13 protein-coding genes and 2 pseudogenes are annotated in these 11,041 nt (G+C 58.2%); 9 read left to right on the top strand and 6 right to left on the bottom strand.

Annotated elements, in window-relative coordinates; all coding sequences use genetic code 11:
- Window positions 1-1,560 precede the first annotated feature (1,560 nt).
- Window positions 1,561-1,971 carry a hypothetical protein gene (locus IF803_RS27540; RefSeq protein ID WP_461194179.1) on the bottom strand — a complete coding sequence of 137 codons (411 nt, stop codon included), beginning with the start codon at window positions 1,969-1,971 and terminating at the stop codon, window positions 1,561-1,563.
- Window positions 1,972-2,617: 646 nt separating this feature from the next.
- Between IF803_RS27540 and IF803_RS27545 the strand changes: the two genes are divergently transcribed.
- Window positions 2,618-2,974, top strand: coding sequence for a HigA family addiction module antitoxin (locus IF803_RS27545; protein ID WP_035633634.1), 357 nt, complete (start codon window positions 2,618-2,620; stop codon window positions 2,972-2,974).
- Window positions 2,975-3,602: 628 nt separating this feature from the next.
- Here the strand turns inward: IF803_RS27545 and IF803_RS27550 are convergent.
- A complete protein-coding gene (locus tag IF803_RS27550) occupies window positions 3,603-4,166 on the bottom strand; it encodes a DnaB-like helicase C-terminal domain-containing protein (RefSeq protein ID WP_461194180.1) in 564 nt (187 codons plus the stop codon).
- A 74-nt stretch (window positions 4,167-4,240) separates the two neighbouring features.
- Window positions 4,241-4,474 carry a DnaB-like helicase C-terminal domain-containing protein gene (locus IF803_RS27555; protein ID WP_080686998.1) on the bottom strand — a complete coding sequence of 78 codons (234 nt, stop codon included), beginning with the start codon at window positions 4,472-4,474 and terminating at the stop codon, window positions 4,241-4,243.
- A gap of 20 nt (window positions 4,475-4,494) precedes the next feature.
- Here IF803_RS27555 and IF803_RS27560 point away from each other — a divergent pair.
- The 7 genes and pseudogenes from IF803_RS27560 to IF803_RS27590 all read left to right on the top strand — a co-directional run.
- Window positions 4,495-4,659: pseudogene (locus IF803_RS27560) on the top strand (transposase domain-containing protein); the annotation flags it as partial.
- 610 nt (window positions 4,660-5,269) lie between these two features.
- Complete coding sequence (locus IF803_RS27565) at window positions 5,270-5,491, top strand: hypothetical protein (protein ID WP_028344417.1); 222 nt, start codon at window positions 5,270-5,272, stop codon at window positions 5,489-5,491.
- A 68-nt stretch (window positions 5,492-5,559) separates the two neighbouring features.
- Window positions 5,560-5,748 carry a MarC family protein gene (locus IF803_RS27570; RefSeq protein ID WP_461194181.1) on the top strand — a complete coding sequence of 63 codons (189 nt, stop codon included), beginning with the start codon at window positions 5,560-5,562 and terminating at the stop codon, window positions 5,746-5,748.
- Between the two features lie 19 nt (window positions 5,749-5,767).
- On the top strand, window positions 5,768-6,166 hold the full coding sequence (locus IF803_RS27575; RefSeq protein ID WP_461194182.1) for a MarC family protein: 399 nt from the start codon (window positions 5,768-5,770) through the stop codon (window positions 6,164-6,166).
- 473 nt (window positions 6,167-6,639) lie between these two features.
- Complete coding sequence (locus IF803_RS27580; protein ID WP_028344419.1) at window positions 6,640-7,089, top strand: Hsp20 family protein; 450 nt, start codon at window positions 6,640-6,642, stop codon at window positions 7,087-7,089.
- Between the two features lie 84 nt (window positions 7,090-7,173).
- The gene (locus IF803_RS27585; protein WP_026193316.1) at window positions 7,174-7,671 is read left to right on the top strand and encodes an Hsp20/alpha crystallin family protein; all 498 of its coding nucleotides are present in this window, start codon (window positions 7,174-7,176) and stop codon (window positions 7,669-7,671) included.
- Between the two features lie 94 nt (window positions 7,672-7,765).
- Window positions 7,766-8,284 (top strand): hypothetical protein, encoded by a 519-nt coding sequence (locus IF803_RS27590; RefSeq protein ID WP_461194184.1) that lies wholly within the window; start codon window positions 7,766-7,768, stop codon window positions 8,282-8,284.
- 396 nt (window positions 8,285-8,680) lie between these two features.
- Here the strand turns inward: IF803_RS27590 and IF803_RS27595 are convergent.
- The 3 genes and pseudogenes from IF803_RS27595 to IF803_RS27605 form a co-directional block, all read right to left on the bottom strand.
- A pseudogene (locus IF803_RS27595) lies at window positions 8,681-8,872 on the bottom strand (epoxide hydrolase); the annotation flags it as partial.
- An 844-nt stretch (window positions 8,873-9,716) separates the two neighbouring features.
- On the bottom strand, window positions 9,717-9,965 hold the full coding sequence (locus tag IF803_RS27600; protein ID WP_129965246.1) for a hypothetical protein: 249 nt from the start codon (window positions 9,963-9,965) through the stop codon (window positions 9,717-9,719).
- Window positions 9,966-10,199: 234 nt separating this feature from the next.
- Window positions 10,200-10,481 carry a hypothetical protein gene (locus IF803_RS27605; protein ID WP_018273514.1) on the bottom strand — a complete coding sequence of 94 codons (282 nt, stop codon included), beginning with the start codon at window positions 10,479-10,481 and terminating at the stop codon, window positions 10,200-10,202.
- Between the two features lie 322 nt (window positions 10,482-10,803).
- On the opposite strand from IF803_RS27605, the gene IF803_RS27610 reads away from it, so the two are divergent.
- Window positions 10,804-11,013: a hypothetical protein gene (locus IF803_RS27610; protein ID WP_155258650.1), complete on the top strand. Its 210-nt coding sequence runs from the start codon at window positions 10,804-10,806 to the stop codon at window positions 11,011-11,013.
- Window positions 11,014-11,041: the final 28 nt, after the last annotated feature.

Raw genomic sequence — 11,041 nt, forward strand, 5'->3', positions numbered from 1 at the left:
CGCACAGTTCAGGAACTGAGAAAGATGGGATTGCTCGATTGGCGCGGACAAATCGCCTACGTGCTTCGGCGCGAGGAGCTTGAAACGGTGGCCGAGTTCAGCGCCGATTATCTCCATGCGCTAAAAGTCCCAAGTCCGCGCGCGATCATAATGGCAGCCGGGTGAACCGGCGCTAGGCAGCGCCGGCCCGAACCATATCCAGGCAGGGGAAGATCAAGAACCGGACGCACCCGGCAAATATCGCCGGAGCCGTGGACCAAAGACGCATTTGATCGATGGGTGGGAGTGGGCCACGAAGCCACGTAATTCAAACTTGGAGATCAACGTTAGCATCTGGCGCCCTGTCTCGATGCTCTCCCCCGAAGATCGGCTCGACCGCCACAAAGTTAATGAAGCTGTGGCGAGGCACAAAGAAGAGCCCGACGCCGATTAGGCGCCAGCTTATGTTCACTATTGAGCAAATCGCTCCAGCGCCGTTGATGAGTTATCACCGGCCAAGGCTCTGCTCGTAGGCGTCGGTGGCTGAGAGACCGAGAGCGCTCCCGCCTGCAAAGCCAAGGAGCACAGCCATGCCAATCCAACCTGTTCATCGGGTTCACGATGAAGCCGCCCAAATATCCAAGCAGACCGCATTCGTCCGCGAACTCATTGCAAAGGCGGCTGAACTATTAAAAACTAACTCCGCCCGACACCTTCCTCGACCGCAAAACGCACGATCCTTTCCCGCAAGAGGAGAGCCAGCACGGGAACCCGCAATCCTAACCTGCGTTTTCCCCGGCAGTGTTTTGGCGGAGAGCCCGATGGCGTCGCCAATACCGCCTACAGACAAAAAGTATCTGTGCCCGATTTGTCGCGAGCTAGCGTTGATCCTTTCGGCAGCAACGCTTGCCTTCGCGTCCCGGACGATATCCGATCTCAGCTGCCCTAATGGGCACAGCATCAGAATCACACCCGGAGGCAAGATCGTAACTTCCTCAACATCCCGGCGTGAACGAAAGGGCGCTGGGAAAGTCTAGGGAGGGAAACAGGCGTGAAGCATCAGGCCGAGCTACCGCCTGTCCAGAAGATCAGGCGGATTCTTTCGCCACTCGCGCCACTCCTGGAACGCGATGGCGATGGTGAGAACCGAGAGAACGATCATGAAGGCTGGAACTCCATCACATCCTGGCTTTGATGAAGTCGGCGAGATGGTTAGCGGCTCGCGCCAATGAAGCGGATGCTTCCTTCAGCTCATCCTGAGCCTTCTTCAAACCGCTCTTCCTGCTGGGTGAAATCTTTGTCCCCGCGCCCGTCGTCGGCGAAGATGCGTCGAAACTGATTGATGATCTGGTTCATCGCTTTGCCCGTATCTCTGAGGTCAGGGCTTCCAACGCGGTACGCGTGCTGTGAATGGCTTCGGCGAGGCGATCGGCAGCCAACACGCGCTCGTCATAGCTTTCGATCAGCTGGTTTTCGAGCAGCTGGAGTCGGATATCCTTAGCGAGTACACAAAAATGACGCAGATCAGGCCCGCAGGGCCGAGTTTCAATAGCTCCTGTGCCAAGTCCACTTCGCATTGCCCTACCGCTTAAGCCGCGCGACAATTTCGCCGCCAACTTTGGCGATGAACAGCGAGCCAACGATGGCTCCCATCCATTGATCCAGTGGGGAGGGAAGCGCCGCAATCGTCCACGACTGTGGAAAGGCGCGTGCCTTACACCAAAGGACTGAATAGACGCATACAGCGGCAAACCAGAAGCCTGCTGGCACGATGAACAGTAGTGGGAACCACCATCCGCGACCGGTTAAAATAGCGACTTGAGACGAGAGGCAGTCAGAACCTGCGCGAACCAGTCCGAGCTCCCGCGCGCCGTATTCCAGCATCGACTTGGCGTGGTTGCGTCCGCGCGACGTGATGAACAGCGCGCAGCCGCTATTCTCGACGAGGATCAGGGCGCGGTACGCATACGCTGCTGGTTCGCAAGCGCCCATTCGGAGAACGTCACACCGGCTGGAGGAGACCCGACCGACGAGTTATAGCTATCCGAGCCGACGACCTGCCAGGTCGCCCCGTGCTTGAACCGAATGAAAAGATCGCTTTGCGCCCCTGCGGGCCGCTCGAATGCCGACGCGGCCGCCCAGTGCAGGCAAACGTCATCCTTGCCGGCTCGACGATGCCAAATCCCGATCGCGCGCCGACACCCGGCCTCAAGCGCACTCCAGAGCGGCGTGGTAATCCCGCGGCTCCACCTATTCGGTAGGAGGATTCCGCATCGGAAAACTTGCGGATCTACAAGAACGTATCATATTATGATACAAACCTCTTGCGAGGCGTATCACCGCATGATACACTCCGATCATGATCAAGTGCTTCAAGGACGAACTGACCGAAGCAGCCTTCAACGGCAAAGCCAAAAGGCTTTCCGGCCGATCTGCTCAAGCTAGCTCGCCGTAAGCTCCAGTATCTGAACGCAGCTGTGAACCTACACGACCTTTTGGCCCCTCCCGGCAATCACCTTGAAGCCCTGAAGGCGACCGCAAGGGGCAATATAAGTTCCGCATTTACTTCACCTGGACCGCTGAAGGTCCAAAGGAGGTCGAGTTCGTTGACTACCACTAGCCAGACCAAGGAGGTCATATGGCAAAGAAACTGCCCCCAATGCACCCCGGTGAGGTGCTACGCGAGGAATTTCTCATCCCGCTCAACATTTCGGCCGGTGCGCTCGCCAAGGTTTGCGGCGTTCCCCGTACCAGGATTGAGCGTATTGCGAACGAGGAGACCTCGATTACCGCGGACACTGCTCTTCGCCTGTCCAAGGCGCTGAAAACCTCTGCTCAGCTTTGGCTGAACCTGCAGAATGCCTATGACGTGCAGATGGCCGAACAAGAACTTGGCAGCGACCTGGAAAAGATCAAACCGATCGACCGCGAAAGCTGCGTGAAACGAGAGACGCCCGGACGGGAGCCGCCGGGCGCATCTATTCACTCAAGCTGATTTGCGGGCGAATATTGGCTACGACTGCAAAAGTCAATCCACTGGGGATCTCACTCCACAAGGCCGGCTGTCTTACCGGAAGTACGTCATGCCGCCAACGACGATCGACAGGACAAAAACCAAAGTGGCAGCTCCAATAATCCACGGCATGTCACGGCGTTCTCTGGGGGTCATGTTACTTCCTCATGTGTACGTCCTCGAGCGCCTTAGGCGGCTGTAGCCCTGGCGACGTCAGCCACTCGTTGATATGGGCTGCCGTTTCGGCCTGACGCGCTCGGCGGAGATATAGCTCGCGCTGAGTGCCGGGCGGGAGCTGCGCAGCAGCGACCCTGAAGCGAGCAGCCTCCTCGGCCAATCTCTCTTCGAATGTCTTGGTATGTTTCGTTCGATTGCGACGCTTGATGACCACAGCGCACTCCTTTCCGTTGCAAGAAGGCGGGAGCGCGGTGACGGCGATCTCATCACCGATAGATACCCAAAGCCGTGCGGTGATGAGGAATAAATACTAGGGGCAGCGGCGGGCTTCTATATCCCACGTTACACGCGTAAATAATTGTTTTCCTTCAAAAATACTCAAACGGTTCAAAATACTCATTCGTCTCCTAATGACACTTTCGCTATGCATTTGTCACGCTGCCTGATCTCGCCATCTCCGCAGAAGATCATCATGCCAAAGCATCGTCGCGCCGGGATGTATCCTGAACGCAGCGAGATCAACCGCCCGGTCCATCGTCGCGCCCGGCGCCTCGTACCACCCACCTGCCCGCTTGATCGGCATCATGTCGCATTGCACCGGCTTGGAGATGTTGGTCGCGATCGCGCGGTTCGGCACCCAGAGGGCAGCGCACCGCCAGCTTGGTCGCCGACGATGCCTGCAGCCGCGTGATCGTCGCGACCAAGTCGAGCGCATAGCTGATGCTGCGGGGTCACAGAATACCCCTGACGAGTCAGTGGGCCCGCTTCGCTGCTTCGCAACGATGATTTCGAGGCGGTTGTGGCAGCTTTCGATCTTCGTCTGCCACTCCATGTGCTCGGGTATGCCCGGCTTCGGCTCGAGCTTGGACAGGTAATATTCCTCCCCGAAGAGAAACAGCACCGTATCGGCGTCGGCCTCAATGTCGCCGCTCTCACGCAGATCGGAAAGCTGTGGCCGCTTGTCATCTCGTTTCTCGACTTCTCGATTGAGCTGCACGAGCAGGATGACGACGATTTTCAGCTCCTTGGCCAGCGACTTCAGACCACCGCATAGTGACGCTGGCCGCGATATTAGGATGACGCTTTCAGGTACTTCAGATAGTCGATGACGATGAAGCCCAGCCGGCGCCCTTCCCGCTGCGCCCGCTCGGCGAGACTTCTGGTTCTGGCGCTCACCTCGCCTACGGAAAGCGAGGATGTATCGTCGATGTAGAGCGGGAGATCGCTGAGCCGGCGCGCGGAGTCGATCACCATGTTGACGTCAGATTCCGGCAGTCGACCCTTTAGAATATGTCCCGACGGGATGCGTTGAAGGGACGATCATCGACGGCGGGGGACGAACTTGGGCGACGATCGCGACACTGCTGCAGACGGCGAAGATGAACAACGTCGATCCGTTCGCCTGGCTCGCCGTAACACTTCAGCGTATCGCCAACGGTTGGCCGAACAGCGAACTCGACGCGCTTATGCCATGGAACCACGCCGCCTGACGGCCTCAGCTTGCCGCTTACCATGGACCGTCATAGGCGCTCCGTGGAGAAGGTCCTACTCGCTGAACCTCACGATGCCGAGCACAAGATGCTCGGCGTACTCGTATGGCACGGGCGCGACGGCCGTGCCATTGCGATTGGCAACCGACACAAGGTGGCCAGCAACCGGGATGTTCCAAGATCCCCTTGTCCCATGGACCCGGTCGGTTCGATCAAGCTTCCAGCGACAACCGTGCTGACCGAAATCTGAGCGGCTCTACAATCACAAGCCTTCCGGGCTGCGACCATCGCCAAGAACCCTTGAAATGGCTGACTCTGCTCCTATCGTCTGTTGTGGGCAAGCTTCAGCTTGCCGAAAGGTCCTCGGAGACAATTTGACCATGGACCCGAAACGGGGATCCAGCTTTGCAGGGGCTGCGGATCTTGTGGCGCACGCGGAGACGGCGCGTCGACACCTTACTGAATTGAGCGCAGCCTGTGCGAACGGCGACAAGAGTGCGGCCCGCCGGCATTGCGCCAGGCAATCAGTGAGCTCGAGCTCGCTCGCGCGATGTTGCGAATTGGAAATGACTGAATTGGAGACGTCGGGCACCTAACTGCGGGCTCCATCATGACGGCACAGCTTCACGATTTACTTACCGAGGCCCTTGAAAGCATCAAGTCGGGCGGTTTGATTCACAAATACAGCTTGGTCTGGGCCGGTCGTAGCGAGGCGCCACGCATTATCGTGTGTAAATCCGCCGACATTTCAGATGACGTTTTGCGTCGTACAATAGTGAGTTCACTGGCTGGCCTCGCAGCTGAGTCACAAATTACCATCGAAAAGGATTGAGGGCGGCGGCGTTCAGCTGTCAGAGGTGGGCTACGACTATGCTTTGGAATCAGTTCGTCGGAATCACGATGCTGCTCTATGCGCTGACGAGTCCGGTCGGAGCCATTCCAGTCTTTCTTGCGATCACGCGGCAGGCGCGAAGCGCAAATATCCATCGTATCATCGTCTTGGCATGCACGGCGGTTGCGGTTTTCTTTGTGGGAGCCGCGGTCCTCGGCAAGCAGATCCTCGGCTTTTTCAATTGTCGGTCTCGATGACTTTCGTATCGCAGGCGGGTTGCTTGCACTGGTCATCGCGCTCGAGATGTTTCAGGCACAGTATGGGAAATTCTTGCAATCAACCAGCGGAGTTGACAGCAGCGAAGTAGATATCCATGGAATGGCGATAACACCGTTTGCATTCCCTTTGCTCGTCGGACCAGCCGAAGTCGGCATCATGATCACCCTTTCCAATGATAATCCTGGCTGGCTTGCGAAGGCGCTGCTTGCTGCGGCGTCAATCATCGCAACATTCCTGATCGGATTGACACTCTGGACGGCGGCGGCGATCGAGCGGTTCCTGGGAAAAACCGGGATCAACGTTATGACCCGCACCATGGCGCTCATTGTAGCGGCGATAGGCGTGCACTTCATTATGACTGGCCTGCGGAGCGAATTGCCCGGATTGGCCGGCTGAGATTCTGACAGGCCAGTTGCAAGCTAGGCTTCCGCGCCGGCTGCGCAACGGATCTCACATGACGCGTGCCTTCGTGGTGAGCCTTTGCACGGCAGCCGGCTCCAGAGCAACTGGAAATACCGCAATGGGACTGGCACGCCCGGGGACAAAGTGCAAACCTCTCCGGTCTCGCGCGAGGTTCAGCATTGAGCGGTCTCCCGACCCGGCGCAGATGGCGGGCGTGCCTCGCGAGCCAACTGCCCGAACTCGGTTCCGGTGCGCGGGCCGGAATAACCCGACTAAAACCAAGCCAAAAAATTTTTGCGAACGCTCTTGAAACTGATCGCCGTTTTTCTAATTGGATTTTTGCCGCTTTACGGGCGGTGCCGGGCGCCAGGTTGGGCTCGGCAAAGCAACCAGGGCGCCGGACAGGTGTCTTGCACCGATCGTCTTGCGCTCCTTCGTATCCATCTTGCTCTCTGGAGGACTTGGCTATGAGGACATACGATTTCACTCCCCTGTGGCGTTCGAGTATTGGATTCGACCGCCTCATCGATCTGCTCGACGAAACCCAGCATCGGTCCGAAGACAACTACCCGCCCTACAATATCGAGCGGCTCGGAGAGGACCGCTACCAGATCTCGGTCGCACTGGCCGGCTTCAACCAGGACGAGATTTCGGTGACGGCTGAGCAGAACGTGCTGACCGTGGAAGGCCGCAAGGGCGACAAGGACCAGCACGAATACCTCTATCAGGGTATCTCGGCGCGTCCGTTCAAGCGACAGTTCAACCTCGCCGACTACGTGCAGGTCAAGTCGGCAATGGTCGAGAACGGTCTGCTGCGGATCGAGCTCGTGCGCGAAATCCCCGAGGCCATGAAGCCTCGGCGTATTGCCATCGGAAGTGGCGCTCCTGGCGGACAAATCACGCAGAAGGCGGCCTGAGCCCGCTTCCTATTGGGCCAAAACACGCACGGACGGTAACCGTCCGTGCGCTGACCAGCTGCATGTCAAGTTAAGGAGGATATCATGGGTATTCGGGATCTCGTTCCCTGGGGCAAAGGGCAAGAACTCTCAACCGGACGAGAGGCATTCGATCCGTTTCTCACGCTTCACCGTGAGATGAACCGTCTGTTCGATGACGCCTTTCGCGGCTTCGGCTCATTCGGTCGCATCAACGCTCCGTTGATGGAGGGCCAGTTTAGTTGGCCACGCCTTGAACTGAATGAAACCGATAAGGAGGTTACGGTTTCCGCCGAGCTTCCAGGCCTCAGCGAAAAGGATGTCCAGGTTGAAATCGCCAATGGCATCCTGTCAATCCGGGGTGAAAGGAAAGCCGAACGCAGCGACGATTCCAAGTTCGTCAGCGAGCGATACTACGGCTCTTTCGAGCGCCAGATTCCGCTTGATGGCGTCGAGGAAGATAAGGCGAAGGCCGACTTCAAGAACGGCGTCCTCACCGTGACGCTGCCGAGGTCCGAGCAGTCAAGGTCGAACGTCAAGCGTATCGCGATCAACAGCAACTAACGTCAGAGGTCGGCGGCGTATGACCGTCGCCGACCTCTATATTCAAGTCTTTAGCAACGCGTCTCTGGACGAAAGGAGAAACAGGAGACACGCCATGAGCCAAGCCAATCGTAATGCCAACCTCAATGAGCCGATTTTCCATCCAGTATCTCACTATAATTCACCTGGCGATGTATTGAATGACGCGCGGCTCTCGACAGACGAGAAGCGGGTCATCCTATCGTCCTGGGCATCGGATATGTACGTCATCGAATCCCAGCCGGCTCTTCGGGAGGTGCCCGGCATTCCGCATCGGTTGCGCCTTGCCGACATCCTCGCGGCCCTGAAGCGGCTGGACAACGAGGATGATCCGCCGCCGCGCGGCGGAATGGCAATGCAGCTGCCTCGGTTGAGCAAGCCGGCCTGCGCACGGCATTCTGCGACGCGGCGGCATCGGCCGTTGAGAGTATCCCACGCGGATGCTCGGTGGACTCGCGAAGCAAATGTACGGCGATACCGAAGGCTGTTGGACACTCAACTGACTGACGCCGAACGCAACTTCATCAGGCGGCGTCTTGTCGAGGAATTAAAGGGCTTGATCGCCTCCAGGAGCGAGCGTCGTCACAAAAACTGAGCCCGGGACCGCTCAGTGTACGATTAAAACTGTCGATGGAGGCAGGAAAAGATGGCAGCAGATCCGTTAGCTCAAGCGAAGATGGGTGTGGAGGCCCTTGCACTGTGTATCGCAGGTGTCTTGTGCGAACGTGACCCATCGCTTTTGCCCGTATTCCAAGAAAGTGCGAGGACGCTTCATCGCATTCTCGATGATCGTGGAGATCATGAGGCCGCAGCAATGATCGGCGCGTTTGGTCGAGCACTAATCAAACGTCCTCCAATCCCAAATTGACAATTGTGATCATAGCACTCCCATCGCTCGTGGGCTAAAGCCTACCACTCGAGCTACGCCGAAAACTGACGCATCGCCTCCAATCTTTTCATGGGTGACCTCCGGTGAGCATGTTCGCGCCAGAGTGCTGACCAGCTGTTCATAGGCGCGTCGTTCCTCTGCGGAGAGACTGGACGGCGGTGGGTTGCCGGCCTTGAGGGCCTTGTCGACGTCGGCTGGAACGGTGGCGGGCATGTTGGTGTGGATGGCAAGCAATCCCGCAGGTGCCTGTAAGCCCATCTGGTCGACGGCAAACGCTCCCCAATCGCCTCCCTGTTCGCCGCAACAGCCCGGGCCCCGATGGCGTGTCTTCCGCGCCCGCGGCCAATTCTACACACAAAACGCGAAAACGGCCCCAGCTTGGGGATCGCTGAGGCCGTCGTGTCGTCTGCTGGGGCGCGGGCGCCGGTGAGCAAGAGCCACCTCGGTTCAGGCAGAATGCCGGTACATCCGCGGCAGCCTGAATTGCACTCGACGTCGCAGCGCACTTGCCGAGGGCCTCGGGGGGACGCATACAAGCGACCCCGGCGCTGGGGGCACCGGGGTCGCCACTGAACTCCCGGTCGGGGGGGCACCTGATCGCGGGAGCAACGAATTGACTCTTCGCATTCCCACTTGTTCCCGAGCCGTTAGCAAATCAGCAACGTGATCGGCGCAGGCTTCTCTGAGGGACGGGACCGTTGGGGACGCAGCACGGTCACGTTTCGGAGGAGCTGGCGCACCGGCCCTGAGCGTCGGCTCCTCTTTTGGACTTTGTGTGAGTTAGGCAACAGAAGTCACTCCGGGTACCTGCTAAGCAAGTGACGTTGGGAATTTCAGGGCCCTAGCGCTGGGAATGACAGGGCGCCGCCGGGACAAACCATTTCGGGCCCGGCGGCGTAGTTTTTGAGATTTACCGCGCTGACGCATGAGAGGCGTCTCAAGATGTCTGGCGACAAGATTGCTACAAAGACCGTGCTGTTAGCGCTGGCCATAGGCATTGCCATATGGGCAACTATGGGGGCGCCCGAGCCAGGCACAAACTCGCCGATGCACGTCGCCAGCAGGCGATGAGGCCCTGCCTGCCCGTCTGGCGGTTTAGTCTCCTAGGGACATTGGGCGCTGTCGCTTAAGGTCAGCGTCATTCGAGCGGCAGAGAAAGCGCGGGCAGCGGCCTATTGCCCTGCTCGCAACCTGTTCGCCCCTTGAGCGGTAGAACCGGCGTTGAGGCATCCGCGGCAGTCCGGCCCATGAAATGGGTCAGATTAACGCCCGATGACCACTCCACATAACCAACAGCCGAAAAGGCGAGCGCTGCCACGACGAGAATACTGAGCATTGAAGCGGCGGCTGCTGACGGCAAGCTTTGGCTGCTGAAAAACGGCATCATGATTCTCCGACACCGAGTTGCCACCCATGGATGCGTTAGGCCGACTCGCGATGATCGCGTGTGAACGGCCTCACATATCACGCGCACTTGATGCGTCATTGGCCCGTGGCACAGCCCCTGCAGTTTGCTTAGTGCTGGGAATTTCAGCGTCCCAGTTCAGGAAGGAAACGCCGCCGGGCGTGCATTTTTGAGACCGGCGGCGTTTTTTCTTGAACCAGCGCGAGCTAGCCCGTTTCAGACCGCCTCGTCCTCTTCATCTTGCTGCTCGACGTTCGGCCATTCGGGCATTGCATAGCCCGTGGCCCGAACACTACCCGCAAGTCCACAGAACTCAGCAACTGCAATGAACAGCCTCTGAAAGGCAGCCTCGTCTTGGAAGTAAACCTCGTGATCGCCCGCACAAAGCGGACTGGCGTGCCAGAATGCAACGAGTGCTTTTGCCTTCAGTCCGCCGATCGACGTGACGGGCAGTTCGTCAATTCTATTCGCCAATGGTTGGAGCTGTCGATCGAGCAAGGTTATTTGCTCGCAAATCTCCGTAATACCCAGCCTGTCGCGGGCCTCCTCAAAGAATCTGCCTTTTTCGGTCCCGCAGTCATCAACTCGTCAGGATTTTGCACTTTACATCCTGGGGCTAGAGCCAACGGCCCGTGTGTATTTTAAGCGGGCGGCGTCGCGCCCTGGTCAGACAAACCACCTAAAGCCGGAGCGGCCGCCATCGAGTTGTGAGAGCGCTGACACCAACGCAGAGCTTGCTGCGCCCGGAAGACCAACCTCGACATTTGGAACATTCCGGGCCTTACCCGCTTGTTCCGAAATCCAGAACGAGATCACCAACGTGACGGACGAACTTGAATATCTAGCGCACCGATTGGTGATTATCGAGCAACCCGGCGGCGGGTTCTTGGTGGAAGCGACGCCGATCGCTGGCGCACAAACGATCAGAACAATTACCTATCAACGTACCCAGGAAGCGATCGCTGCAGCGAAACGGACAATCGACAAGCATCTCGTAGGTAGGGGACCTGCCAATCTGGCTCGCTATTAGTGGCTTTGGCAGCGGAAGTTCCATGCAG

The sequence above is a fragment of the Bradyrhizobium sp. UFLA06-06 genome (assembly GCF_054820065.1).